We start from the raw sequence: 25,426 nt of genomic DNA on the forward strand, positions 1-25,426 counted from the left end.
ATATAGAATGCGTTCTACAACTGCCTGTGGGGTTGCGATCGCTCTAAAGCCATGGGTTAAGCGGACAAACAGACAGGCATTTCAAAAGCAAGTTTTAGGAGAGCTTGAATGACAAAGCGGGATCATAGCAAAGTTTATAATGTCACACTGGTCAATGAAGCAAAAGGCTTGAATAAAACCATTCGTGTTCATGCCGACGAGTACATTCTTGATGCTGCCGAAGCCCAAGGTATTGCTTTGCCCTACTCCTGCCGCGCCGGTGCCTGCGTCAACTGTGCTGGTCGGATCATCAAAGGCACGGTGGATCAGTCGGATCACTCCTTTTTGAAGCCTAAGGAGTTGGATGCTGGATTTGTGCTCCTGTGTGCAGCCTATCCCACGTCCGATTGTGTGATCTCAACCCACGAAGAAGATAACTTACTGAACTTGACTTAATCTTTTAGTTAATTTCGTCATTATTATCGCTCAAAAATTAAGTACCCCGTAGGGGCAAGACCACAAGTTTTGCTAGGTGGTCTTTTATTAGTTATTGACATTGCCGTCGGTGCAATACTAAGGTTATTCAACAGTTACTGACTTGGCGAGGTTGCGGGGTTGATCGACATCTAAGCCACGGCGGGCAGCAATGTGATACGCCAACAGTTGCAGGGGGATCACCGTCAGGATGGGGGAGAGAAGCTCATCGACCTCGGGTACAGGTAAAAGGTTATCGAAGGTGTGCTGGGCTTCGGCTTCGTCAAGGGGGGTAACACCAATGAGGCGGGCATCGCGGGCACGGGCTTCTTGGGCATTGGAGAGGACTTTCTCAAAGACACTGCCAGGCATGGCGATCGTGACCACCGGTACTTTGGCATCGAGCAGGGCGATCGGGCCATGTTTCATCTCACCCGCAGGATACCCCTCGGCATGGATATAGCTAATTTCCTTGAGTTTGAGGGCACCTTCGAGGGCAATGGGAAAGTTGATGCCCCGTCCCAAAAAGATAAAGTCTTGGGTCTCGGAAAAGTCATGGGAGAGACCTTCAATATAGCGTTCTTGGCTCTCTAAGATTTGCTCCATCTGGGCAGGCAATTGGCGCAAGCCAGTGACGAGTTCCGCCAAGCGGGAGCGATCGCAAGACTGCCGCTGCCATGCCAACTCCAAGGTCAGCAGATAGAAGGCCATCAACTGGGCAACGAATGTTTTTGTGGCGGCTACACCAATTTCAATGCCGGCACGGGTATCAATAATGTGGGGCACCAGATGCCCTAGACTGCTTTCCGGGCGATTGGTAATCCCCAGCAAACGAGGTTGGAGAGCACCCTCGAGTCCTTGGCGGCGTTTTAGCTCCATCTCTAGGGCGGCAAGGGTGTCGGCTGTTTCCCCAGACTGGGTGACACCAATGGTGAGGGTATGGGGTAGTAGGGGCGGCGGCGCGTAGCGAAACTCTGAGGCATATTGCACACTGGTGGGAATCTGGGCGATTTGCTCAAGAAGATATTTGCCCACAAGGCCAGCGTGCCAACTGGTGCCACAGGCAACAATTTGAATGTGCTGCAGATTTTCGAGGAGGCTGGGGTCTAGGTGCAACTGCACCGGGCTACAGGAACTGTTCTCATCCCAATCGGCTCGCAAATAGTCCTCTAAACAGGTGCGCACCACCCCCGGCTGCTCATAGATTTCCTTAAGCATGTAGTGCTTAAAGCCCTGCTTTTCCACCATGACGGGGTTCCAGTTGAGGGTGCGAGGGGTTTTGCGTAGGCGATGTCCCGCAAAGTCATAGACTTCAACCCCTGTGGGCGTCAACCGAGCCAGTTCGCCATTTTCCAGCGGCAATACAGCACGGGTATAGGGAATGATCGCTGGGGTATCGGAGGCGCAGAAGAATTCCCCTTGGCCAAAGCCAATGACAAGAGGGGCTTGCTGCCGGGCCACGATCAATTCATCGGGATAATCCGCACAAATAACGGCGATCGCAAACGCCCCTTCCAGTTGATGAACCGCTTGGCGTACTGCTGCTAGGAGGCCATTGGCGGTGGGGGTCTCAGGCAACGCTTCGGCAATCAGGTGGGGAATGACTTCTGTATCGGTCTCGGAGCGGAAAATGTGCCCCCGCGCTTGGAGTTGCTCCCGCAGTTCACGGTAGTTTTCAATGATGCCATTTTGCACCACGGCTAGGCGATCGCGACTGTCGCGATGAGGGTGGGCATTGTGTTCCTCTGGTTTACCGTGGGTCGCCCAACGGGTGTGGCCAATGCCAACATGGGCAAGAATGTCAAGCTGTTCAACTTTTGCAGCCAAGTTGTGGAGTTTGCCCTTGGCGCGCACACAGAGGAGTTCGCCTTCATTGAGTGTGGCAATGCCAGCGGAATCATAGCCTCGATATTCCAGCTTTTGCAGCCCCTGAAGCAGGACTTGGGCTGCTCGCTGTGGGCCAATATAACCAACAATGCCACACATAATTTATAGACCTCGTAAGCTGAGAGAAACAGGAGTGCTCTAACGACGGCTAGCAAATTGCGGCAGTTCCACTTGTGACCGTTTGAGGGGGATTCGCGAACGGGAGGCAAAGCGTTCTTTGGTGAATTCGGCTTGCCACGGTTGAATGCCAATGGGTTGAATCGAACGCGGATGGGAAACTGCTGGCATGGTGATCGCGTCTAAGGGTTTCGAGGCGGTTCTGGAGGGAACCTGAACGCGGTAAACTGTCCTGTGCCAAGAGGTTTCAATCTGGCGGCGAGAATTGGCGATCGCTTGCCATTCTTGATCATCCATGTTCCACTCTACTTTGTGCCACTCACTCATCACCCAACACCCACACCTTGATGACATCTTGTTATTTGGATTTTTATGAACTAGATTATCGGAATTTTAACAAAAGGCAAGCTTTGGACAAAAATTGTCACAGGATGCCAGAGAGACAGCCTATAACTCCCGTCACCTGCTGTGTTGAGCAATTACGCCAATCCGCTAGGGTCCATGCGCTTTTAGTGCAACTCAAGACACTTCACAAACTGGTACGTGCCTAGGCTTTATCTCCTCTCGCAGAATTCCTCATCCATACAGTGGGGTCGTTCAATTCCGTATCTTTCACCGGCGAGTGCCGTAGTGCCACAATACCCTAAACGGCCTATCACTGGAGATGCACAGCCATGAACCTACGGGAACTCCTGACAGCGGCAGCGATTACGCCGAGTTTTGAGCATCCTGCCCTCGATCAAGAGGTGAAGTCCCTGAGTACGAATTCTTGGGAGTGTCAGCGTGGCTCTTTGTTTATTGGTATGCCCGGCACGCGGGTGGACGGGGGCAATTTTTGGCCGAGTGCCTTGGCGGCAGGGGCGATCGCGGCAGTGGTGTCTCCGCAAGCCAAACCCCGTGAGGGAGATGCCTGTGTGATTGTGGTGCCCGATATTGAGCGTGCCTGTGGTCGGCTCGCGGCTGCTTTTTATCATTACCCCACTCAGCATCTCAGCCTGCTAGGGGTTACGGGTACCAACGGCAAAACAACCACCACCCACTTGGTGGAACATCTCCTCAACAGTGTGGGCTACCCAACGGCACTCCTAGGCACGCTCTATAGTCGTTGGCCGGGACACTGTGAGATTGCCAGTCATACCACGCCCTTTGCGGTGACCCTTCAGGAACAATTAGCGGCAGCAGTCGCAGCGGGCTGTCGGTTTGCGGTCATGGAGGTGAGTTCCCATGCCTTGGCGCAGGATCGGGTGTGGGGTTGCCAGTTTGAGGTGGCAGCTTTCACGAATTTGACCCAAGATCATCTGGACTATCACCGCGATCTGGAGGATTATTTTGCCGCTAAGGCCAAGCTCTTTACTGCTGACTATCTTAAGGGTCGAGCAATTCTCAATGGCGATGATCCCTTTGGCCAGCGACTGGCTCAACAGTTGCCGCGCGATCGCTACTGGACCTATGGCCTCGGCGAGAATGCTGATTTTCGGGCTGAGCATCTCACCTATCGTGTCAATGGCGTGACGGGCACGGTTCATACCCCTATCGGTAGCGGCACCCTAGACTCGCCTTTGGTGGGACAGTTTAATGTGGCCAATGTGCTGGCCGCGATCGCCATGGGGGCAGCGGTGGGACTCCCCCTAGAATCGATGCTGAAGGCCATTCGTGACTTTGCGGGGGTACCGGGGCGGATGGAGCAGGTGCGCATTAGCCCAGACCAAGAGATTACGGTTCTTGTGGATTATGCCCATACCCCCGATAGCCTTGAGAACTTGTTAAAAGCTGCCCGTCCCTTTATTCCCGGTAAGCTGATCTGTGTCTTTGGCTGTGGGGGCGATCGCGATCGTACCAAGCGTCCCCAGATGGGAACCATTGCCGCTCGCCTTGCGGATCAAGTGGTGGTGACCTCCGACAATCCCCGCACCGAGGATCCCCGCCGCATTCTTGATGACATCCTAGCCGGTATCCCACCACAAACGCCGCTGATTGTTGAGGCCGATCGCCGTCAAGCGATTCTGCAAGCCATTCTGAGCGCAGCGCCGGGTGATGGCGTGATCATTGCCGGCAAAGGCCATGAGGACTACCAAATTCTGGGGACTGAAAAAGTTCACTTCGACGATCGCGAGGAAGCCCGCACTGCCCTCGAACAGCGATGCAAACAACGACCGGATCAGGGCTAACGTGCCACAATAGGGGATTGTTGTTCCACAGCGAGCAGATTGTGATTGAGGCAGAGGTTCACCGCCAATTACGGGCATTTTTACGCAGCAGTGGCGATCGCCGGTGGCCTCACCATCTCACCTTGGCGCGGCTGGTTGCCCGTGCCCTACGGCTGCAGCGGGGGTGTTTACTTCAAGTCACTCAGCGGGCAGTGTTGCACCATCGCTATGGCCTGAGTTATCTGCTGCCGCTGCTGTTGTATCCTGAACCTGCCCTGCTTGTCGTCCCCCAAGAGCGACTGACACGACTACTGCACCAAAAAATTCCTGAACTCCTCACCTTCCTTGCGGTTGCGAAACCGATTCAGCATAGCCAGTACCCGCAGCCAGCCTTTGAGGGGGTGCTTGTAATGAGCCTCGAGGACTGGTGTCGCCACACCACCGTCCATCCCAACGTTGTCACGATCATTGATGGCATTGAAGCCTTGCCCCAAATTGCCCAGCAGCAGATGACCTGCACCATTACCACCAGCGATTGGGAGCATTTGAAACTGGCTCTTCCCGGTGCAGTTGATGCCATTCGCCAAGTCTATGCCCAGTTGGTGCAGCATCTCTTGCAACGGCCCCACAACCCCTATGGCGATTACCTGCTGACGCCAACGGAACAACAACCGCTCCTTGAGCTACTCAATCAATGGCCGCAGGGGTTGCCTCCCCAATGGTCACAACTGCGTGAATACCTCAACCGCAGTGACACGGCAATTTGGGGACGCCGCCACCCGACGGTGGGCTACTTTACGCTTCAAGGGCACCCCCTGAATTTGCGTCCCTATTTTCAAGGCATTTGGTCACAAGCTCCCTTTGTTCTGATCGGTAGCGGTCCGGAGACTGACCCGCCCTTGGCCTATGTGCAACAGGAATTGGGCATTCCTCCCCAAACCACGATTAAATTTGCTGGCGATCGCCACAGTGAAGCGATTACGCTCTCAATTGCTGAAGACTTACCTCTCCCTAACACCCCAGAATTTGCCCCAGCCGTCCTGCGGCGTCTCTACGATCTCATTGGCACGATTGGCCATCGGCGGGCGGTGATCCTTGTCAGCGATGTGCCCCTACGGGAACAGTTGGCCACCCAATTGGCTGCCCTCTACGGTTCACGGGTACAGGTGGAGATCCCCAACCTTGACACGAACACGATTTTAGTGACGGGGGAGACCTTTTGGCTGCGTCATGGGGCGCAGTTGCCCTGCCCAGCGCTATTCGTCTTAACGACGTTGCCCTTGCCCTCGCCAGAAAAAGCGGTGGTAAGTGCCCGCATTGAATGGCACAAGCAGCAAAAACAGGATTGGTTTCGCCAGTATCTCTTGCCAGAGTGCTTGACGGTGCTGGATCGTGCCCTTGCCCCTGTGCGTCAGGATGAAACGCTGGTGGCGATTTTGGATCGGCGGCTCACGGAGCGCAGCTATGGCCGGGAAATTCTCCAGAGTCTCAGTCCCTACAACCGCGTTAGCGATCGCGCCCAATCACCGCGTTGAGTTTGCCACTGCGAAAGCCCTCTAGATCCAACGTGACATAGGTAAAGCCAAGGGACTGAAAGTGGTTCACCAGCTTCTCCAGATCCGTCATCGTCACAAAGTGGGCAATCTGCTCTTGGGGCACCTCAATGCGCGCCGTATCGCCATGGCTGCGGACGCGGCACAGTTCCCAGCCCTGCTTGCGCAGGTAGTATTCGGCATTGCCCACCCGTTGCAGCTTGGCAAGGGTAATTTCCTCACCGTAGGGAAAACGCGAACTGAGGCAGGGTTGAGCAGGTTTATTCCACCACGGCAGACCCAAGGATTTGGCAATTTCGCGCACCTCGAGTTTACTAATCCCCACCTCGGCAAGGGGCGATCGCACCCCCCGCTCTTTGGCCGCAGCAATGCCGGGGCGATAGTCTTGGAGATCATCGGCATTCACGCCATCAAGAATATAGTCATAGCCCCACGCCTGAGCCAGTTCCCGCAGGCGATCGTGGAGTTCACTTTTGCAAAAGTAGCAGCGATTGACGGGGTTAGTGGCGTAGTTGGGGTTCTCCAGTTCATGGGTTTCAATCAGCTCATGGCGAATGCCAATGGTCGCTGCCTGAATACGCGCATCCTCTAGATCCGCTGGAAATAATGAGGGGGACACCGCCGTGACCGCCACTGCGCGATCGCCCAAGACATCCTGAGCCACCTTGGCCACGAGCGTACTATCAATACCACCAGAGTAGGCAATCAAGGCTCGATCGAGTTCGCCAATGAGATCCCGTAAGGCCGCTAGTTTGTCCACGCCCATCACCGACCGATATTCCGAGAATTCTGCTCCTACAGTTTAGCTTAGGGATAAGAGAAGAACGCTCAAGCCCTCATTAACCAAATGCTGCGAGTGCTCCCCCCTGCTCTACAATAAAATCACGAACTGATAACCGCTGATTGCTCGGGAGAACCTATGGGAATTTTCAATGGCATTATTGAATTTCTTAGCAATATCAACTTTGAGGTGATTGCCCAACTGACCATGATTGCCATGATTGGCATTGCAGGGCCGGCAATTATCTTCCTACTGGCTGTGCGGCGCGGCAATTTGTAGGCCATTGTTTTGCCAAGAATTAGGAAGTCTCCCACCTTTGCGCTAGCCGTGCCAAATCCTTAGCTTGCAGCTGATACCAGCGTTGCAATCGTGTCAGTTCGGCGGTAATGCTCAGGGTGGGGGCAAATCCTTCGCAGCCATAGCCCAAATGGCGCAGGATCGCTACAAGCGTACAGGGGGCAATCCAATAGGTTTGACTCAAGGCTAAAAGATTCACCGTAGTCTGTTCTTTAAGGTCATTTTGAATTGAAAGGATGAGGGTTGTCAGCGGAGCGATCGCCGGTCGTTGGCACCCTACATAGACCATTTCTGGTTGGGCAATGGCCAAGAGCCAACGCAAATGGGTAGCAGAGGGCGGCAGTGACCAGAGAATGAGGGTGCGACAGCGATCGCGGGGGCGATCGTAGTGAATGATTGCCGTGGTTAAGTTTGGGGGGACCTCAGGGCGGCCATAGCCATAGAGCAAGACATTGTCCCGCAACTGCGGCAGGAGGGTTGTCAAAGGCGGTAGGGGTTGCCAATGGGGAAGCGGGTGACTGGGCGGATCAGGGACGTGCCACGCCAGTGAGGGTTTGACCCCCTTGAGTTCGAGTTCCAACTGGGTTTCGCCATTCCAAGTGTGGGTCGTGAGGTAATAGGCAATATCGACCGTGGTGGGCAACGGAAAAAATTGTCCCCAGCGCCAAGCCTTAGCGGTTATCTGCTGCCCATTCTGCTCTAGGGTGAGTTTCAGATGTTCCCCCTGCTGACCCATGGGTGCTTGTTCGAGAATCTTGACCCCGCGACTACAGAAAATTGGCTGCGGATTCTCACTGCCAAAGGGTTGCAGTTGCTCCACTTGGGCGTAAAAGTCCCACGTCAGCTGCTCAAAGGAGACTTCGGCATCAAGGGTAACAAGGGGACGCAGATCCTCTGGTTTGAGACAGGTTTGGGCAAAGGCTCGCAGGCGATCGCGCCAAGTCGCTAAATGCTCTGCCCGTAGGCTAAACCCCCCGGCTGCCCTATGACCGCCATATTTCAAGAGCAGATCCTTGGTCGCTTCAAGGGCTTCAAAGACATGGAATTCGGGAATACTGCGAATTGAGCCGCGAATGGTTGTCTCATCTTCATAGGTGCCAATAAACACCGGTACGCCGTAGCGCTCCACAAGCCGCGAGGCAACAATGCCAATGACCCCATGGTGCCAGTCGGGCTGGACGATCACTAAGACCCACTCCTGTTGGGGATCAAAGCCCGTCTCTTCAAGGTGGGCGATCGCCTGTCTCTCAATTTCAGCACAGAGTTCCTGACGGCGGTGGTTCGTTGCCTCGCAGAGGGTGGCCAATTCCAGAGCACGCTGCGGATCTTCTGTGGTCAGCAGGTCAATTACCACTTGGGGATCGCCAATGCGGCCAATGGCATTGATGCGCGGCCCCAAGCGAAACCCCACCACCGTCGGCTTGAGAGCAGCATCCTGAGCAGGCAAACAACCCGCCACCCGCATCAGCGCTTGCACCCCCACAAGAGAAGAGGTGGGAATTGTTTGCAACCCCTGCTTGACCCAGCGGCGATTCACTCCCGTCAAGGGCGCCAGATCCGCAATCGTGCCCAAGGTACACAGTTCTCGCAAGGGTCGCACCAGTTCGCGCCAGTTGCCCAGTCGCTGTGCTAGGGACAGAGCAAGGGTATAGGCCATTCCCACCCCAGCGAGGGTATGGTAGGGGGATGCTGGCGGCACCAGTTTTGGATTGAGAATGGCATGGGCAGGGGGCAGTTGCTCCGGTACATCGTGGTGATCCGTCACGATCACCGTCAGTCCCAGTTCCCGTGCCTTGAGAATGGGCTGGTGGGCAGCAATGCCGTTGTCCACCGTGAGAATCAGTTTCACACCGCGCTCGTAGCAGTCTTGAACAATCCGCTCATTGATGCCGTAGCCTTCCTGCATCCGCGAGGGAATTTCATAGTCAATGTCGGCGCCTAGATGGCGCAGCGCACGCAATAGAAGGGCAGTGCTGGTCATGCCATCGGCATCGTAATCGCCACAAATGGTCATTTTGTCACCGCGGGCGATCGCCCGTTGCAACAATTCCACCGCTAAATCAAGGTCAGGAAAGACGGTATTGGGAGGCGGTAGCTCTAGGGTTTCGGGTTCAAGAAACGCCCGGACGGCTGTGGGAGTCGTGAGACCCCGCCGCAGATAAATTTCCGCCAGTGATGCGGGACAACCCAAGGCCTGCCTCAAGGCGTCACAAGACTCGGGATCAATTGGTGGCAAGAGCCAACGTTGCTGGGGAAGGGCACCCATGATGCGGCGGGGGGAGATAGGCAAAGCGATAACCCCAATGCTAACTTGAGCGTGGCTTCGGTTGACAGGCCGAGAAAATAGAATAATAATCGTTATCATTCTCATTTAGCCTTGGTGAATTCCCGGGGCAGTGTCTTGGTGTGAGGTAAGGAGGTCAGTGATGGAAAAATCCCTAACAACGGTCATGGTGGGTGCCATTCACCTTGCACTACTCAGTCCAGCCGCTGTTGCTGAACCTCAGATGTCCGCTGGTGCCAGCATGGGACAGGTGACCTCTGTCTCCCAACTGTCTGATGTGCGCCCCACCGATTGGGCCTATCAAGCCCTTGCTTCCCTTGTCGAAAAATACGGCTGTATTGCCGGCTATCCCGATGGCACCTTTCGGGGCAACCGTGCCCTAACACGGTTTGAGATGGCTGCTGCCTTGAATGCCTGCCTCGATGTTGTGAGCGATCGCTTTGCCACCAAGGAAGATTTAGCCACTTTGCAACGGCTCTCTGAGGAATTTGCCGCTGAACTAGCGACCCTACGCGGACGGGTGGACAACCTCGAAGCCCGTACTGCTACTCTGGAGGCCACGCAATTTTCAACAACCACCAAGCTCTCTGTGGATGCCGTGATGGCCTTTCAAGCCGGTGGCAATACTCGCCAAGTCGTTGACCCCGTCTCTGGGAATACGTTCACTGGGGGCAGCTACAATCCGACGGTGATTAGCAAGGTGGAGATTAACCTCAATACCAGTTTTCGCGGTACGGATTTACTGACCACGACCCTCGAAGTGGGTAACAACGGGTTAGATACGTTTGGGGCAACGGGGATTGGTACTAACGGCTTGATTGCCGGTGGCGCTGCCGATTACAGTGGTGTTGGCGCAAATGTGGAATTATCTCGACTGTTCTATAGCTTCAAGCCCACAAAAGATTTGACCATCGGCGTTGGGCCGCAATTTTATCCCAGTGATATTGTGGATACCAATAGCTACGCCAACGATTCTTTCAGGGATTTTAGTTCCAATTTCTTTATCAACAACCCGCTGATTGTGCCCTATGCCGTCAATGATCCCGGTGGGGCGGGTGTCAGTATTGAATGGAATCCGGGAGGCGGATTCTTCACACTGCGCGGTGTTTATGTGGCCGCTGCAGCAGGAGCACCGACGGGTATCCCTACGGGAGGAGGTCTTTTTGGCGATCCCTATCAGGGAACCGTGGAACTGGAGTTTGCCCGTGCCTTTGGTGCCAATGAACGGAACAACTTTGCGGTGCGCCTGCAATATACCAACTCCTCAACCCTGAATATTTCCCAGAATGCCGGCGGTGTCAATGTGGAACTCACCCTCGGTAAGTTTGGCCTCTTTGGCCGCTATGCCTACTCCGATATGAAACTCTATGGCGATGGAGCAACGATTAATGGCTTGGGGCCCTTTACTGTGGATCCGGGGGTCTTTGTCCTTCCCGCTGGTGGCCAAGTAAACACCACCGCGCAAACATGGATGGCGGGTTTGGCCTATCGGGACTTGTTGGCGGAAGGATCATTGCTAGCAGCGGCGGTGGGTCAGCCCTTTATTAACTCGTTGGCATCAGCATCCGGGATCAATGATGCCACCCAAACCAACTATGAACTCTTTTTCCGCTATCCCCTCAGTGATAATATCACAATCACGCCTGTGTTTATGGCAATCACCAATGCCAACAATAGCGCCACCAATAGCCCCATTTTCCAAGGGCTGATCCGCACTACGTTTAGCTTCTAAACAAGACAGGCTCTAAAGGCTTGGCGCAGTTGGCTTTCATCAAGGTTGCGGCCAATAAAGATGAGTTCATTGCGCTGATGGCCAAGGGGGCGATCGAGGGGACGACCATCAAAGAGCATATGCACCCCCTGAAAAACAAAGGGCTGGGGCTGCTCCGCGAGGTGCAAAATCCCCTTCATGCGGAAAATATCGGGGCCTTGGGTTTGCAGCAACTGGCTCAGCCACGTTTGCAGCTTAGCGCCATCCAATTTGCCCTCAGCAACAATGGCCACAGAACCAACAGATTCATCGTGTTCATGGTGATCTTCGCCAAGAAAGTCTGGGTCGAGTTCGAGGGCCCGCTCAAGGTCAAAGCCCCCCACATCGAGGATGTGCTCCATGGGGATGGCGGCCTGCTGGGTGCAATACACTTTGGCCAAGGGGTTCATGGCATGAATGCGATCGCGCAACTGGGCGAGGTCTGCTTCGCTTACCAAGTCCGTTTTATTGAGCAAAATCACATCGGCAAAGGCAATTTGCTCTTGGGCTTCGTCCGCTTGCCAGTGGTAGTGAATGTGCTTGGCATCCACCACGGTAATCACGGCATCTAGGTGAGTTTGGCTGCGGATGTCCTCATCCATGAAGAAGGTTTGAATGACGGGTGCGGGATCGGCAAGCCCCGTGGTTTCAATAACAAGGTGATCAAACTTGTGCCGCCGCTTCATCAGGTTGCCAATAATGCGAATCAAGTCGCCGCGCACCGTACAGCAAATGCAGCCATTATTCATCTCGAAAATTTCTTCATCGGTATTGACCACCAGTTGATGATCAATGCCCACTTCGCCAAACTCGTTGACAATCACAGCGACCTTCTTGCCGTGTTCGTGGGTGAGAATGCGATTGAGGAGTGTGGTTTTACCGGCACCCAAGTAGCCAGTGAGCACTGTAACGGGAACGGTCATAGGCTGGACAACAGCTAGAGACTCTTTGAGCCTATCAAATATCAGTTACAGTCGTTGTGAAAAGGGCTGTAGGATAAAAAAATGCACAACTACGGAAAGTTTCAAGTCTATGCTGCATCCGCGTTTAGCCGCTGCCTTTGAGCAGCGTTCTGTTCTCAAGATTATTAGTGGCCTCAACAATTTTGATCGCGATCGCGTGCGGGCGGTGGTGACTGCTGCCGATCAAGGGGGTGCCACTTTTGTGGATATTGCTGCCGATCCTGAGCTGGTGCGCCTTGCCAAGGAACTAACGATGCTGCCCATCTGTGTGTCTGCGGTGGAGCCATTACAACTGCTGAATGCCGTTGCCGCTGGTGCCGATCTGGTGGAAATCGGCAACTACGATAGCTTCTATGCCCAGGGGCGGGTGTTTAGCGCTGAGGAAGTGCTGGTATTGACGCGCCAAACTCGCGAGTTGCTGCCCCAAATCATGCTGTCAGTAACCGTGCCCCACACGCTGCCTTTGGATCAACAGGTTGCCCTTGCTGAGGCCTTGGTGGCCGCTGGTGCCGACGTGATTCAAACCGAAGGGGGAACCAGTAGCCAACCCCACCACAGTGGCACGTTGGGTCTCATTGAAAAAGCAGCCCCGACATTGGCGGCAGCCTACGAAATTTCCCGCGCCGTTGCGGTGCCGGTGCTGTGTGCTTCGGGGCTTTCGACAGTGACGATTCCCTTGGCGATCGCTGCTGGGGCTGCGGGTGTCGGGGTCGGCTCTGCCGTCAACCAACTCAATAGTGAAGTGGCTATGGTGGCCAGTGTGCGTGCCCTCGCGGAAGCGGTCAAAGGTGCCATCGCCGTCCACCGCTAAGCCTGTGGTGATGCTCTCCCGATTGGCTGTGGCCTGTGCCAACCGTCTCTTTGAGACTGCCGGCGATCGGGAGCGTTTTTTAGAGGCTCTCACCACCCCCCCGCCCTACCCTGCCACGGTGCTGTGGTGTCGCGAGTCAGCGTCCCCCTTACCCTTTGAGCCGTTGCCGCCACTTTCTTGGCAGCCCCCTTGGGTGAGTCGCTTTGCCCCCGGCAGCCGTACCGGTCAACACCCTCTCCATGAGGCCGGGGCTTATTATTGCTTGGATAGCTCATCGGTGTTTGCGGCGGTTCCGCTGCTGACGCTGCCCCAAGAGCCGTCATTGGTGATTGATGTGTGTGCGGCGCCCGGCGGCAAGAGCCTCTTTGCGTGGCGATCGCTGCAACCCCGCTACCTCATCTGTAATGAAACCATTGGCAAACGGGTGGGGATGCTGATTAGCAATCTCAAACGCTGTCGAGTGCATCCAGTGGGCGTCACCGCTTGGGATAGTGAAGTGCTGGCTGCTGAGTTCCAAGGCGCTGCTGATGTGGTGATTGTGGATGCTCCCTGCTCTGGGCAATCGCTGCTGGCCAAGGGGCAAAAAGCTGAAGGGTGTTTCCATCCATTGACGATTCGCCACAACCAACGGCGGCAAAAACGCATTCTCGCAACTGCAACAGCCTTGGTGCGTCCGGGGGGATGGTTGCTCTATAGCACCTGCACCTTTAGTCAGGATGAAAATGAGGATGTGGCGGCTTGGCTGATGGCAAGGTTTCCGCAGTGGGTTCCTCAACCTGTGGCGGCACTGGCGGCCTATCAATCCCATCTAGCAGCCTTTCCCTGCTATCGGCTGTGGCCCCACCAAGGAGAAGGGGCAGGCGCCTTTACGATCCTCTGGCAGCATCAGGGGTCTGGGGAAGCCAATCCTTTACCGCAATTGGCTGAAGGTTGCGCCTTGGGCGATCGCTGGCGCTGGCAATCGAATTCCCAACCGGCATAGGTAATGGCAGCAACGGCATTTTGACCTAAACACTGCCCAAAAATGCGACTACCGGCGATCGCGTCCTGACCCATTAAGGTAGCTCCCAGCAGTTGTCCTTGGCGGTTGATCACCACTTGACCCAAGCTCTGACCCTCGGAACTAAACTGCTGAATCTCCCACAGTTGAACGGGTTCCCTGAGGCGTTGCTGGGCTTGCCGCGCATTCCAACCGACGCGGGCAATGGGAACAGGTAGGGCAATCCACCACGGTTGACGGTAGTAATCAAGGGGCATGGGTTTCCGCTGCAAAATCTGGCGGGCGATCGCAAAGGCCTCAAAGTAGGTCAGGGAGGGCAAATGGTACCCCCGCTGCCAACCGCCACAGGCATAGACTTGGGGATGACTGGTGCGCCCTTGGGAATTGATCCGCAACCACCCTTGAGCATCTCGCTGCAGGCGGTGCAGGTTCAAAGGAGTTGGATCGGGGGCTTTGCGCCTTCCTAGGAGGGGAACCCCTAGACCGAGGCCACTCAGGGCAGCATGCAGGCGATCGTTGAACCACGCATCTTCTGTGGCCACAAGCGGCAGACCTTGTGCATCGGGATGCAAGGCTTTGCCAGACCAGTGGTGCCAACAGGCCAGCTCAATCCTGCTGAGGGCGTCCATATCCTGAGCATCCATTGCCGCAGGCGCATCAAGGAGGAAATAGCCTTGCGCATACAGGCGATCGCCCCCCACCTGAAAATGACAGCGGGGCTGCCAGACAAATTCCCCCGCCCCTGTGATCACATCGACCCCCACCAATTCCAAGACCCTAAGGGCATAGCGGCGCTGTCCGTGGCTGAGGTGGGCTTGAAAGTGCTGCCACTGCTGAGTGTCCAACCTTTGGGGGGGAAACTGCGACAGCCACCAGCGTTGCCACTGCCATTGCCACTGCGCATCAGCGGCTGGGATTACTAGGCCAATCCGCCCCAAGGCCGCACACCGATAGGCAATGTCCAATGCCAAAGGACTCGCCGCCACAATTAGCAAATCATACTCAAAGCGCATAGGAAATTAAGATAGAAACGACGACACTGGCAGCCCCTATGAAGCCCATCCGCACGTTTAACGTTCGTCCTCACCTGCCGCAACGTTTGGAACCCCTGCGGGAACTGGCCTACAACCTCTACTGGACGTGGAACACGGAGGCGATCGCCCTCTTTCGCCGCCTCGACCCAGAACTGTGGGAGCAAACAAACCATAACCCTGTCGCCCTTTTGGGACGCATTCGCCAAGATCGCCTCTTGGATGCGGCGGCCGACAACGGCTTTTTGGCACAGATGGAGCGGGTGATCAGCCAATTTCAAGAATATGCCCAGCCTGTGCAGACGTGGTACCAGCAAACGCGCACGGACGCGCCTCCCGGCGAGTGTATTGCCTATTTTTCCCTTGAATTTGGCCTCACGGAGTGCCTGCCAATCTATTCGGGGGGCTTGGGGGTCTTGGCCGGAGATCACCTCAAATCCGCCAGTGACTTGGGACTGCCCTTGGTGGGGGTGGGGCTGCTCTATCAAAAGGGCTATTTTTCGCAGTACCTCAGTGCCGATGGCTGGCAGCAGGAACGCTATCCCAGCAACGATTTTTATACCCTGCCCCTCAAGCTGGTCACTACTGGCCAAGGTCAAGAGCATCGGATTCGAGTGGACTACCCCAATCGAGAAGTCCAAGCACGGGTTTGGCAAGTTCAGGTGGGTCGGGTTCCCCTTTATCTTTTAGACACAAACCTGCCAGAAAACAGTACCTACGATCAGCAGATCACCGACTACCTCTACGGTGGGGACATGGACATGCGCATCCATCAAGAGATGTTGCTGGGCATTGGTGGCGTGCGTCTGCTCCACAGCTTGGGGTTGCGACCAACGGTTTATCACATGAATGAGGGGCACTCCGCCTTTTTATCCCTAGAGCGCATTCGCCAACTGATCACCGAAGAGCAGCTTACCTACGATGAAGCCTTGCAGGTGGTCAAGGCCAGCCAGTTGTTTACCACCCATACCCCCGTGCCTGCGGGGATTGATCTGTTTCCTGCCGATAAAGTGACCTACTATGTCGGCCACTATGCGGAGGCCTTTAACCTCTCACAGCAGGAGTTTCTCTCCTTGGGTCGTGTGAATCCGGGGGCTTTTCAAGAACCCTTTAGTATGGCGAACCTAGCCATTCATACCGCCAGTTTTGTCAATGGGGTGAGCGCGCTCCACGGTGAAGTCTCCCGCCAGATGTTCCAAGGTCTGTGGCCCAATCTGCCGCCGACGGAGGTGCCGATTACCTCGATTACCAATGGCGTCCATGCTCGCAGTCGCGTTTCTGAACCATTGCAATACCTGCTGGATATTTACCTTGGGCCGCAGTGGTCTGATGCGCCCTTGGCGGATCCCCTCTGGTCGCGGGTCAGCAGTATTCCCGATGAGGAGTTGTGGCGTATCCATGAGATTTGCCGCTATCAGTTGGTGATGTTTGTGCGATCGCGCCTACAACGGATGCTTGAAGAGCAGGGCGCCTCTAGTGCTGAATTGACGCAAGCGGCAGAAGTGCTGGATCCGACCGCCTTGACCATTGGCTTTGCCCGTCGCTTTGCTACCTATAAACGCGCCACTCTCTTTTTGCGGGATGTGGAACGGCTGCGGCGAATTTTATTGGGATCCGTACCGGTGAAAACGGGAGCGAAGCAGCGGCGGCCGATTGTCCAGTTTGTGATTGCGGGGAAGGCGCACCCCAAGGACAACCCCGGCAAAGAACTGATTCAGGAAATTATTCACTTTACGCGCCAAGAGGGCATGGCCAACCACATTGCCTTTATCCCGGATTACGATATGCACGTGGCAAAAATGATGGTGGCGGGGTGTGATGTCTGGCTGAATACCCCTTTGCGGCCTCAGGAGGCCTCGGGAACCAGCGGCATGAAGGCGGCTATGAATGGGCTACCGAATTTAAGTACATTGGACGGTTGGTGGGACGAGGCGGACTATGTGAAAACGGGTTGGGCGATTGGCCACGGCGAAACCTATGACGATCGCCACTATCAAGATCAAGTGGAAGCCAATGCGCTCTATGAACGGTTGGAGCGAGATGTCATTCCCCTCTTTTACGATCGCGATGAAAATGGTGTGCCGCGCGGCTGGGTGCAAAAGATGAAAGCCGCCCTCTCTTTGAATACGCCCCAGTTCAATACCGCCCGCATGGTGCGTGAGTATGCCCATCGCGGCTATTTCCCTGCTAGCGATCGCTCCTTTATCCTCAAGGAAAATAACTATGCCGCAGCCAAGGAACTGGCTCGCTGGAAAGCCCACATTTTTGAACATTGGTACTCGATTCAGATTATCGGGGTTGAAACCTCGGCTGAGCACAACCTCGAGGTTAACGAACTTGTGGAAGTCAAAGCCGTGATTGCCCTCGGTGCCCTATTGCCAAGCGATGTGCAGGTGATTTTGTTCCAAGGGCGGGTGAATGAGGCCGGCACCCTAGAGGAGGCCTGTCCTACCCTGATGACGTTTGTGGGTACCACCCCTGAAGGCCGTAGCCTTTACACCGCTGAGATGAGCTACGACACGAGTGGCCACCAAGGCATTGCCCTCCAACTGCTACCGCGCCACGCCTATTTGAGTCATCCCTATGAAATGGGACTGGTTTTGTGGGCTTAGGAGAGAATCAGGTTGCGATTAACGGATCAGCAAGTGCAGCAAATTTGCCAGACGGTGGCGGCGCTGGTAGGTACCGAAGCCGAAGTGTGGTTGTTTGGTTCGCGGGTGAACGATGACCTGAAGGGCGGCGATGTGGATTTATTGATCCGGCTGTCTCACCCCGTTGAGAATCCTGCCCTTGTCAGTGCTCGACTCAGTGCCAAAATCAGCCGCGCCATGGCAGGTCGTAAAGTGGACATTCTCCTCTGGGCACCCAATCTCCAGCGGCAGCCGATTCACGATTGGGCCCAACAAACGGGAGTTCGCCTTCAATGTTGAGTCCTCAACTTCAGGAACGCCTACATCACCTCTGCCAACTGGTGGAGCGAGAAGTGGCACACCTACAGGTGACGGATCAACGCCTCTTTCAGGAGCCATTTACGGCACGGCGGGCAGCACAATTGGAGGAGGATATTGACCTAGCGGAGCGGGTGGATGCTTTTGTGGCACGTTTTGGTCGCCTTCAAGATACCCTAGGGAGCAAGCTGTTGCCCGCCTATCTGAGTGCCTTTGGCGAACCAGTGGCGACTTTCTTGGAAAACCTTGACCGTGCTGAACGGCTCGGCCTTGTGTCCGATGCAGATGCTTGGTTTACCATGCGGCAACTGCGCAATCAAATGGTTCACGATTACATTCGAGATGCAGCCATCTTAGCCACGAGTTTGCAAGCTGCCCACGAGTTTGTTCCTGTCCTGATTGAAACTGCAACTCGGTTTTGCCAACGAATAAAGCACAAATCGTCCGGCAACTCCTAGCTTTTCATCTTTATTTCATGTGCCTTTGCCAAAATCAGCCTTAGTAACACACTGTGGTAATGCTGAATCGAATTCTTTGGTGGTCAATTGTCCAACGTTGGTTGGTGGTGCTCGGGGCGATCGCCCTGACGATTTTCGGTATTTTTCAACTGCGGCAAATGCCCCTTGATGTACTGCCAGAGTTTGCGCCCCCCCAAGTGGAAATTCAAACGGAGGCACCGGGCCTAGCACCAGAGGAAGTGGAATCGCTGATTACGCTGCCCATTGAAAGTGTCGTCAATGGTACGGCAGGGGTCGAAACTGTGCGCTCTGCATCGTCTCTTGGCTTATCTGTTGTCAAGGTAGTTTTTAGTTGGCAAACGAATATCTATCAAGCACGGCAACTGATTACCGAGCGGTTGCAGGAGGTGCGCGATCGCCTACCACCTAATGCCTCACCCCAAATTTCACCGATTACCTCCCCCATTGCCACGATTTTGATGTATGCCCTCCGATCGCCTCGCCGCACAACAGGTCTCTTTGCAGGACGTGGTGGCGGGGGTGAGTGGCGCCAATGAAAATGCAGCGGGTGGGGTCATTGTCACTCCCGATCAGGAGTTAATTGTGCGGGGCATTGGTCGGGCAACATCAGTCGCTGATTTAGCGGTGGCGTTGTGGCGCACCGCAATGGCCAACCAATTCGCGTGCAGGATGTGGCAACAGTCACGAAAGGGCCTGCCTTAGCGCGGGGAGATGGCAGTGTTATAGCCATTTCGAAAGGAGATGAGATATTTTCAAGAGGGATAAGCTATACTCAAAGAGTCATGAATGTTACTCAAGAATATGAGCTATAGCTTGGACTTACGAGAGCGGGTTGTCTCCTATATCAAGCAAGGTGGCAAAATCAGTGAAGCGACTCAAATTTTTCAGGTGAGCCGCGCCACTATCCATCGCTGGCTGAAGCGAGACGACTTAGCCCCCACAGTTGTCCCCCGTCGTCCTTGGAAGCTGGATTGGGCGGCCTTAGCAGCCGATGTTGCTGCCCATCCCGATGACCGTTTAATCGACCGTGCCCAGCGATTTGGCGTTCAAGTTTCCACCATTAGTTATGCCCTCGCCCAGATGGGCATCACCCGAAAAAAAAACAGATGCGTTACCAAGAACGGTGTGAAGAAGAGCGGCAAGCGTATCAACAGCAGCTCGACACATGGGTAGAGAGCCATGGGGAGGAAACGGTAGTCTATATCGATGAGACGGGGTTTGACTCTCGAGTAGAGTGTGAGTATGGGTGGTCAGCGCGAGGCCAACGAATTGATGGAGAGCGAGCGGGGAAGCGTCAGAAAAGAGAGAGTTTAGTCGCAGGACGGTATAGACACCAGAAAGACTTCATCGCCCCAATGCTGTTTTGCGGATACTTGAATGCGGTAGGGTTTGTGAGCTGGCTGAGTCAGTACTGTTTGCCGGCATTAAAGAGACCTTCGTTGTTGATTATGGATAATGCACCGATTCATCCGAAAGGGGCGATTCAGGAAGCGGTCAAAGCGGCGGGTCACGAGGTGTTATTTTTACCGAAATACTCTCCTGATTTGAATGTAATTGAGCACGACTTCAGTGCGCTGAAGCGAGCGCGGATGTATGCAGGGTCAAACAGTTCGATTGATGAGGTGATTCGCAAGTATTGTGCTGGATAATATCTCATTCTTGATTGGAATAGCTATAATGGACAGCGAGCAATTATGCTTATATTGACTTCTATATCCAAGAGGGGGAAGACCATATTCCCGTGGGTACTGCTACCGTTACTGCTGATATTGAAACGCCAACGGGCGATCGGGTCACTCTACCGATGACCTATACCCCTAGGGACAAACACTACACCGCACGGCTAGCCAATCCCGTGGCAGGAGACTATCGTATTGTTCTCCTTAGGCCCATCAATGGTCAACCCATTAACAGTCGTTTTCGCTTTCGTTATGAACCCAATCAGGGAGGAAAACAAGAATGATGCTACCACGCTTTATCCAACCCACCCTCTTGGGACTGGCCATGCTCTTGAGTGGGGCGATCGCCACCCTTGGGATTGCCCAGCAACGGCAAATGCCTATGCTTCATGACCACCATCACCTGCACCACAGTCCCAACCATGAGCACGCAGACGGCTCTGCTACGACCCATATGGAACTGCTGAATGCGCCCGCACCTACGCCTCAACAACCAACCACCTTTACGTTGGCGATTCGCACCCACACTGGTGAAGCAGTGACGCAGTTTGAGCGTTTTCAAGAGGCGCTAATGCACCTGATCATCGTCAGTGATGATTTTCAAGTGTTTCAGCACCTGCATCCCCGCTATCTGGGTGAAGGTCAGTTTCAAGTCACAACCACATTGCCCCAGGGGGGAGGCTACACCCTCATTGCTGATTATAAACCCGCTGGCGCTGACGAAACGGTGGCGATGATCCCGATCGCGGCTGAAGGAACGCCGCCCGCATCGAGTACGCCAACCGCTCAAACCACCCAAGTGATTGGCACAACGGCAGTCGAACTAAAACTCCCTCAACCCCTCAAGGCTGGATCAGCGGTGGAAGTGGCCTTTCGCCTACGGGATGCTGCCACCCAGCAACCCCTTAGGGATCTGCGCCCCTACCTTGGCGAAGCAGGGCATCTGGTGATTTTGCGAGACACGACTCCCCTCGAACCTGCTGATTATCTCCATGCCCATGCCGTGGATCATCAACCTAAGGAGGTGATCCGTTTTATGACCCAGTTTCCTGTGCCCGGACGTTACAAGCTCTGGGGACAGTTCCAGCGGGGTGAGCAAATTGTTACTGCTCCCTTTTGGGTGACGGTGAATTAGGGGATTGCACGGATGAAGGTGTTGCTGCTTGAAGATGAACCGGATTTAGGAGCCGCCATTCAGCGGGTGTTGCAACGGGAAGGCTATGTGGTGGACTGGGCGCAGGAGGGGGAACTGGTTTGGGCCTACATTGAGCAGTTGCAGGTGGACTACAGTGTTGCGATTTTGGATTGGATGGTCCCTCGGCTGTCGGGGTTGGAGGTTTGTCAGCGACTGCGTATCCACCACTACACGGTGCCCATTTTGTTGCTGACGGCACGGGATGGCCTCAGCGATCGCGTTCAGGGATTAGATGCGGGGGCAGATGACTATTTGATTAAGCCCTTTGCAATGGCTGAGTTGCTGGCGCGGCTGCGGGCTTTACTGCGGCGATCGCCCCAATTCCAACCCCAGCAATTGTGTCAAGGGGCATTAACGTTAGACTATGGTACCTTCACCCTGAGAAATAGGGCGGGTACTGAGGTGCAGTTAACCGCTAAGGAATTCCAGACCTTGGAATACCTCATGAAACGCCCCCAGCGGATTCTCAGTAGCGACCAACTGATGATGCAGCTTTGGGAAGTGGGCAGTGAACCCAGTAGTAATGTAGTGGCAGCACAAATTCGCCTGCTGCGCCGCAAACTCGCCCTCCTTGGTCAAGAGCACTGCATTGAAACCGTCCATGGGTTAGGCTATCGCTTTGTTGTCGATCATGGTTGATCATAAGCTCTTCCGCCACAGCCGCAGTCGTCTTGCCCTCTGGTATGCCCTCACCATGAGCGCTATTCTCAACGGTTGCTTACCTTACAGAAGCACAGCGAGCACAGGTGGCTGTGGGTCAAGCTGTAAATATCACTGTTGCAGGACTTCCCAATCGTGTTTTCCGCAGTCGTATTGAACTCATTGATAGTGTCGTTGATCCCGCCACGCAGCGAGTTGCGGTACGCGCCAGCTTGGCTAATTCCAGCCAAGAACTCAAACCTGGTAGCTTTGCGACTGTCCAAATTTTTGACGATCGCCAAACTCGCAATGCCGTGATGATTCCCCAGTCCACGATCGTTGAGCCAGTCGATCAGCCCCCCCTTGTGTTTGTGCAGAATGGTACTGCCTTTGAAGCTGTCGAAGTGACCCTTGGCCAGCGAGTTGGCGATCAGGTAGAAGTAATTAGCGGTCTTTATGGGGGCGATCGTATTGTTACCCAAGGTACGATGCAACTCTATGCCCAATCTCTGCGGGGGGATACCTCAACCGCTACTTCAGACACAAAACCGGAAACAGACTCTCCACCGTGGATTTGGTTGGGGGCGGCTGTTGGGGCGATCGCTCTATTTGGGGCAGGTCTGGGTTGGCAAGCCTATCGAACACAGCGGCTGAATTCCGCAGCTCATACCGAACCCTCTCAATCTTCTACCCCCACGAAGGTCAACCCTTAGAAATCGCAAAATGCCACTCGATCTTCTCCATTCTGAGGGGTTTGTGCGTCACGAGGACAGGGTGTCTGCCAAACTAGGCAAGATATTAGTTAGAGCTTTGAACACCTTGAACAGGCAGATAGTGATGCGATCGCCCCCCCCAAAAACGGTTGTTGATCTCCCCACCGTCACCCTCACCCTCGAAAGTCAGGGGAAAATGTTGACCTATTCCCTGACCCAACCGGAGCATCGCCTCGGACGCGATTACCAATGGGCGGATTTAGTAGTGCCCGATGAGCCACTGTGGTCAGTGATTTCCAGCCGCCATGCCGTTTTTCAGCAACAGGGGGCAACCTACTACCTCTGGGATGGCGATGGCCATCAACGCCGCAGTACCAATGGCACCTTCTACAACCGACGCCGCATCGGCATTGAAGAGGGCTTTGCCCTTGGGGAAACCCTACGCTTAGAAATTGGCCAAGACCCGAAAAACAAAGTGCAATTGCTGGTGCAGATCCAGTTTTCAGGCACGGCCAGTGCACCGCCTTTGCCGCAGCAGCGCCGCCTTGTCCTCAAAACCCTCAAAGAATGGCCGCTGACTTTAGGGCGCGAAGCCAGCAACAGCTATCAGCATTGGCAACTGGATGCCCCCACGGTGTCTTTGCGCCACGCCAGTATTGATCGCACCAGTGCCGGCCTCTACGTCCTACGGGATTTGGGCAGCAGCAACGGCACCTATGTCAACGCCAAACTCCTCAAAGACCCCTACACGCTGCGCAACGGGGATCAGATTCGCATTGGGCCTTTTGTCCTGCTCTACCGCCACGAGACCCTAGAGATTACGGATCAGGGCAGTCACATTCGCATTGATGCTTGGGGATTGGAACGACGGGTGAAAACCCCAGCGGGCGATCGCTCCCTCTTGCAAGAGGTCTCCTTTGTGGCGGAGCCGACGCAGCTTGTGGGTATTGTCGGTGGCAGTGGTACGGGGAAATCCACCCTCTTGAAAGTGTTGATGGGGCTGGCTCCCCTTCAGGCAGGACAGGTGCTACTCAATGGTCTCGATCTGCATCGCAATCTTGCCACCTACCGTCACCAAATTGGTTATGTACCCCAAGATGATATTGTCCACGCCCGCCTCACGGTGGCCGAAGTCCTGAACTATGCGGCGCAACTGCGCTTACCAGCGGATACCGATGCCCAAAACCGCAAAGCCGCCATTCAGCGAGTTCTTGAACAAGTGCAGTTAACGGGAACTGAAGATCAACTGGTGGCAAGTCTCAGTGGCGGTCAGCGCAAGCGGGTGAGTATTGCCGTTGAGCTATTGGCCAACCCCAAGCTCTTTTTCCTTGACGAACCCACCTCGGGTCTGGATCCGGGGCTAGACTTTTTGTTGATGCAGTTGCTGCGGCAATTGGCAGATGAAGAACGCACGATTGTCTTGGTGACCCATGCTACGAGTCATGTGCATTTGTGCGATCGCCTGCTGGTTCTAGGCTCTGGTGGGCGTCTTTGCTATTTTGGCCCCGGCGATCAGGCTCGGCAATTCTTTAGTCCTGATCGCCCCCTGAATTCCGTGGCTGAAATCTATGCCCTCTTGACTCCCGAAAATAGTGCTGAATGGAGTCAAAAATTTCGCCAATCCACGGACTATCAACGCTACCTTGCCAGCCACCTCAGCATGGGGCACCACTATGAGAGCACCAGTGTTTTGGGGGGCGAAAACCGTGCCAGTGCCGAATCCCCTCCCCAACAGCCAGCACCCCTTCACCTCTATCAATGGCGGGTGTTGTGTCAACGCCAGTGGCAACTCCTGTGGCGCGATCGCCTCAGCCTTGTCTTGAATCTGATCAGCGTCCCCATTGCCCTGCTGCTCACCCGCTTTGCTATTGATCGCTCCCCCTTTGTCCCCCAAGATCCCCCCGGCCTGCTGCAAGCGGCTCAAACCCTGCGCATTCTCTTTGTCTTTACCTGTGCCTGTCTTTGGGTGGGACTCTCCGGCTGGGCGCAAGCCTTGATTACAGAGGTGGCCATCTACCGCCGCGAACGTCTTGCCAATCTCAGTCTCTGGGCTTACATGGCAGCTAAACTCACCCTTGGTAAGGGGATGGCTTTGGTACAAACACTGCTCATTACCCTTGTGGCACTGTTGGCCTTTGGTCTGCCGCAGGGTGCCCTCCTCCCTTGGCCGGTGGGGTTTGGCATCACCACCTTCCTGACGCTGGTGGCCAGTCTCTGTCTGGGACTTTTGATCTCCGCTGCCGTGAGTAATAGCGATCAAGCGAGCAAGATTTTACCGCCATTGCTCCTGCCGCAAATTATCTTTGCCGGTGTCCTCTTTAAGCTCACGGGAATTGCAAGGGCACTCTCTTGGCTGACGATTGGCCGTTGGACAATGGGTGCCTATGGTGCCTTGATTGACGTGAATGGCATGGTACCGCCGCCCCTTGATTTTGGCCTGTTTGAACCACCGCCTCAGCCCTTTGATCCGACACCTGTCTATGCTCCCACTTGGGGTAATCTGCTGCTAAATTGGGGACTGCTGATCCTCCACAGCCTCATTTACACGGGCGTGGCCACCTATTTGCAATGGCGCAAAGCGCCACCTTAAGGCCATCGGGGGTTTACCTTCCAACCAGAGGCAACCGCATATTTACTCATTACAATTGTGCATATTTACTTATTGCAATTATGGCTGTCCTGCGAGATGATCTAACGAAT

General features: G+C 54.8%; 21 protein-coding genes and 2 pseudogenes. 17 read left to right on the forward strand and 6 right to left on the reverse strand.

The features are described from left to right. Positions 1-108 precede the first annotated feature (108 nt). On the forward strand, positions 109-435 hold the full coding sequence (locus M0644_RS07815; protein WP_149819700.1) for a 2Fe-2S iron-sulfur cluster-binding protein: 327 nt from the start codon (positions 109-111) through the stop codon (positions 433-435). A gap of 123 nt (positions 436-558) precedes the next feature. On the opposite strand, the gene glmS is transcribed toward M0644_RS07815, so the two are convergent. Then, positions 559-2,439, reverse strand: a complete 1,881-nt coding sequence (glmS, locus tag M0644_RS07820; protein ID WP_286625220.1) for a glutamine--fructose-6-phosphate transaminase (isomerizing) — start codon at positions 2,437-2,439, stop codon at positions 559-561. Between the two features lie 39 nt (positions 2,440-2,478). After that, a complete protein-coding gene (locus tag M0644_RS07825) occupies positions 2,479-2,784 on the reverse strand; it encodes a hypothetical protein (RefSeq protein ID WP_286625221.1) in 306 nt (101 codons plus the stop codon). 347 nt (positions 2,785-3,131) lie between these two features. Between M0644_RS07825 and M0644_RS07830 the strand changes: the two genes are divergently transcribed. Together M0644_RS07830 and M0644_RS07835 are read left to right on the forward strand one after the other, a co-directional pair. After that, positions 3,132-4,625 carry a UDP-N-acetylmuramoyl-L-alanyl-D-glutamate--2,6-diaminopimelate ligase gene (locus tag M0644_RS07830; RefSeq protein ID WP_286625222.1) on the forward strand — a complete coding sequence of 498 codons (1,494 nt, stop codon included), beginning with the start codon at positions 3,132-3,134 and terminating at the stop codon, positions 4,623-4,625. Next, positions 4,598-6,139: a helicase C-terminal domain-containing protein gene (locus M0644_RS07835; RefSeq protein WP_286625223.1), complete on the forward strand. Its 1,542-nt coding sequence runs from the start codon at positions 4,598-4,600 to the stop codon at positions 6,137-6,139. Before M0644_RS07830 ends, M0644_RS07835 begins: the two co-directional genes overlap by 28 nt. On the opposite strand, the gene larE is transcribed toward M0644_RS07835, so the two are convergent. Next, positions 6,111-6,923: an ATP-dependent sacrificial sulfur transferase LarE gene (gene larE, locus M0644_RS07840; RefSeq protein WP_286625224.1), complete on the reverse strand. Its 813-nt coding sequence runs from the start codon at positions 6,921-6,923 to the stop codon at positions 6,111-6,113. The genes M0644_RS07835 and larE overlap by 29 nt on opposite strands. Positions 6,924-7,076: 153 nt before the next feature. Between larE and psb30 the strand changes: the two genes are divergently transcribed. Continuing rightward, complete coding sequence (gene psb30 / locus M0644_RS07845) at positions 7,077-7,217, forward strand: photosystem II reaction center protein Ycf12/Psb30 (RefSeq protein ID WP_149819710.1); 141 nt, start codon at positions 7,077-7,079, stop codon at positions 7,215-7,217. Between the two features lie 19 nt (positions 7,218-7,236). On the opposite strand, the gene recJ is transcribed toward psb30, so the two are convergent. Next, the gene (gene recJ, locus M0644_RS07850; protein WP_286625225.1) at positions 7,237-9,525 is read right to left on the reverse strand and encodes a single-stranded-DNA-specific exonuclease RecJ; all 2,289 of its coding nucleotides are present in this window, start codon (positions 9,523-9,525) and stop codon (positions 7,237-7,239) included. Positions 9,526-9,661: 136 nt separating this feature from the next. Here recJ and M0644_RS07855 point away from each other — a divergent pair, with 136 nt between their 5' ends. Further along, positions 9,662-11,251 (forward strand): iron uptake porin, encoded by a 1,590-nt coding sequence (locus M0644_RS07855; protein WP_286625226.1) that lies wholly within the window; start codon positions 9,662-9,664, stop codon positions 11,249-11,251. Here M0644_RS07855 and M0644_RS07860 read toward each other — a convergent pair. Beyond that, positions 11,248-12,192 (reverse strand): GTP-binding protein, encoded by a 945-nt coding sequence (locus M0644_RS07860; RefSeq protein ID WP_286625227.1) that lies wholly within the window; start codon positions 12,190-12,192, stop codon positions 11,248-11,250. The genes M0644_RS07855 and M0644_RS07860 overlap by 4 nt on opposite strands. A 109-nt stretch (positions 12,193-12,301) precedes the next feature. Between M0644_RS07860 and M0644_RS07865 the strand changes: the two genes are divergently transcribed. Further along, on the forward strand, positions 12,302-13,042 hold the full coding sequence (locus tag M0644_RS07865; protein WP_286625228.1) for a DUF561 domain-containing protein: 741 nt from the start codon (positions 12,302-12,304) through the stop codon (positions 13,040-13,042). Beyond that, positions 13,020-14,024 carry an RsmB/NOP family class I SAM-dependent RNA methyltransferase gene (locus M0644_RS07870; protein ID WP_286625229.1) on the forward strand — a complete coding sequence of 335 codons (1,005 nt, stop codon included), beginning with the start codon at positions 13,020-13,022 and terminating at the stop codon, positions 14,022-14,024. Before M0644_RS07865 ends, M0644_RS07870 begins: the two co-directional genes overlap by 23 nt. Here the strand turns inward: M0644_RS07870 and M0644_RS07875 are convergent. After that, positions 13,928-15,055, reverse strand: a complete 1,128-nt coding sequence (locus M0644_RS07875; RefSeq protein WP_286625230.1) for a hypothetical protein — start codon at positions 15,053-15,055, stop codon at positions 13,928-13,930. The two genes, M0644_RS07870 and M0644_RS07875, sit on opposite strands and share 97 nt — an antisense overlap. Positions 15,056-15,093: 38 nt before the next feature. Between M0644_RS07875 and glgP the strand changes: the two genes are divergently transcribed. The 10 genes and pseudogenes from glgP to M0644_RS07930 all read left to right on the forward strand — a co-directional run bounded on the left by glgP (position 15,094) and on the right by M0644_RS07930 (position 25,316). Further along, on the forward strand, positions 15,094-17,685 hold the full coding sequence (gene glgP / locus M0644_RS07880; RefSeq protein WP_286625231.1) for an alpha-glucan family phosphorylase: 2,592 nt from the start codon (positions 15,094-15,096) through the stop codon (positions 17,683-17,685). Between the two features lie 12 nt (positions 17,686-17,697). Further along, a complete protein-coding gene (locus M0644_RS07885; protein WP_149819724.1) occupies positions 17,698-18,003 on the forward strand; it encodes a nucleotidyltransferase domain-containing protein in 306 nt (101 codons plus the stop codon). Beyond that, the gene (locus M0644_RS07890) at positions 17,997-18,479 is read left to right on the forward strand and encodes a hypothetical protein (protein ID WP_286625232.1); all 483 of its coding nucleotides are present in this window, start codon (positions 17,997-17,999) and stop codon (positions 18,477-18,479) included. The genes M0644_RS07885 and M0644_RS07890 overlap by 7 nt, the downstream gene beginning before the upstream one ends. A gap of 59 nt (positions 18,480-18,538) precedes the next feature. Continuing rightward, positions 18,539-19,222, forward strand: a pseudogene (locus tag M0644_RS07895) (efflux RND transporter permease subunit); the annotation flags it as partial. Positions 19,223-19,301: 79 nt separating this feature from the next. After that, positions 19,302-20,149 (forward strand): annotated as a pseudogene (locus tag M0644_RS07905) (IS630 family transposase). Positions 20,150-20,241: 92 nt separating this feature from the next. Further along, on the forward strand, positions 20,242-20,463 hold the full coding sequence (locus M0644_RS07910; protein ID WP_286625235.1) for a hypothetical protein: 222 nt from the start codon (positions 20,242-20,244) through the stop codon (positions 20,461-20,463). Further along, positions 20,460-21,314: a hypothetical protein gene (locus M0644_RS07915; RefSeq protein ID WP_286625236.1), complete on the forward strand. Its 855-nt coding sequence runs from the start codon at positions 20,460-20,462 to the stop codon at positions 21,312-21,314. The genes M0644_RS07910 and M0644_RS07915 overlap by 4 nt, the downstream gene beginning before the upstream one ends. Before the next feature lie 12 nt (positions 21,315-21,326). Then, entirely contained in the window at positions 21,327-22,013 is a 687-nt protein-coding gene (gene rppA, locus M0644_RS07920) for a two-component system response regulator RppA (protein ID WP_286625237.1), read from the forward strand. 113 nt (positions 22,014-22,126) lie between these two features. After that, complete coding sequence (locus M0644_RS07925; RefSeq protein WP_286625238.1) at positions 22,127-22,726, forward strand: efflux RND transporter periplasmic adaptor subunit; 600 nt, start codon at positions 22,127-22,129, stop codon at positions 22,724-22,726. A gap of 124 nt (positions 22,727-22,850) precedes the next feature. After that, the gene (locus tag M0644_RS07930) at positions 22,851-25,316 is read left to right on the forward strand and encodes an ATP-binding cassette domain-containing protein (protein ID WP_286625239.1); all 2,466 of its coding nucleotides are present in this window, start codon (positions 22,851-22,853) and stop codon (positions 25,314-25,316) included. The last annotated feature ends 110 nt before the right edge of the window (positions 25,317-25,426 follow it).

The sequence above is a fragment of the Thermosynechococcus sp. B1 genome, from assembly GCF_030322985.1.
In the GTDB taxonomy this organism is placed as follows: Bacteria; Cyanobacteriota; Cyanobacteriia; order Thermosynechococcales; family Thermosynechococcaceae; genus Thermosynechococcus.

What these genes read in the sequence shown, in the direction of transcription:
- glmS (WP_286625220.1), bottom strand. Translation starts at nt 2,439, where the DNA reads ATGTGTGGCATTGTTGGTTATATTGGCCCACAGCGAGCAGCCCAAGTC.
- M0644_RS07915 (WP_286625236.1), top strand. Translation starts at nt 20,460, where the DNA reads ATGATGCTACCACGCTTTATCCAACCCACCCTCTTGGGACTGGCCATG.
- glgP (WP_286625231.1), top strand. Translation starts at nt 15,094, where the DNA reads ATGAAGCCCATCCGCACGTTTAACGTTCGTCCTCACCTGCCGCAACGT.
- larE (WP_286625224.1), bottom strand. Translation starts at nt 6,923, where the DNA reads ATGGGCGTGGACAAACTAGCGGCCTTACGGGATCTCATTGGCGAACTC.
- rppA (WP_286625237.1), top strand. Translation starts at nt 21,327, where the DNA reads ATGAAGGTGTTGCTGCTTGAAGATGAACCGGATTTAGGAGCCGCCATT.
- M0644_RS07865 (WP_286625228.1), top strand. Translation starts at nt 12,302, where the DNA reads ATGCTGCATCCGCGTTTAGCCGCTGCCTTTGAGCAGCGTTCTGTTCTC.
- M0644_RS07890 (WP_286625232.1), top strand. Translation starts at nt 17,997, where the DNA reads ATGTTGAGTCCTCAACTTCAGGAACGCCTACATCACCTCTGCCAACTG.
- M0644_RS07930 (WP_286625239.1), top strand. Translation starts at nt 22,851, where the DNA reads ATGCGATCGCCCCCCCCAAAAACGGTTGTTGATCTCCCCACCGTCACC.
- M0644_RS07875 (WP_286625230.1), bottom strand. Translation starts at nt 15,055, where the DNA reads ATGCGCTTTGAGTATGATTTGCTAATTGTGGCGGCGAGTCCTTTGGCA.
- M0644_RS07835 (WP_286625223.1), top strand. Translation starts at nt 4,598, where the DNA reads ATGCAAACAACGACCGGATCAGGGCTAACGTGCCACAATAGGGGATTG.
- M0644_RS07830 (WP_286625222.1), top strand. Translation starts at nt 3,132, where the DNA reads ATGAACCTACGGGAACTCCTGACAGCGGCAGCGATTACGCCGAGTTTT.
- M0644_RS07855 (WP_286625226.1), top strand. Translation starts at nt 9,662, where the DNA reads ATGGAAAAATCCCTAACAACGGTCATGGTGGGTGCCATTCACCTTGCA.
- M0644_RS07815 (WP_149819700.1), top strand. Translation starts at nt 109, where the DNA reads ATGACAAAGCGGGATCATAGCAAAGTTTATAATGTCACACTGGTCAAT.
- M0644_RS07860 (WP_286625227.1), bottom strand. Translation starts at nt 12,192, where the DNA reads ATGACCGTTCCCGTTACAGTGCTCACTGGCTACTTGGGTGCCGGTAAA.
- psb30 (WP_149819710.1), top strand. Translation starts at nt 7,077, where the DNA reads ATGGGAATTTTCAATGGCATTATTGAATTTCTTAGCAATATCAACTTT.
- M0644_RS07825 (WP_286625221.1), bottom strand. Translation starts at nt 2,784, where the DNA reads ATGAGTGAGTGGCACAAAGTAGAGTGGAACATGGATGATCAAGAATGG.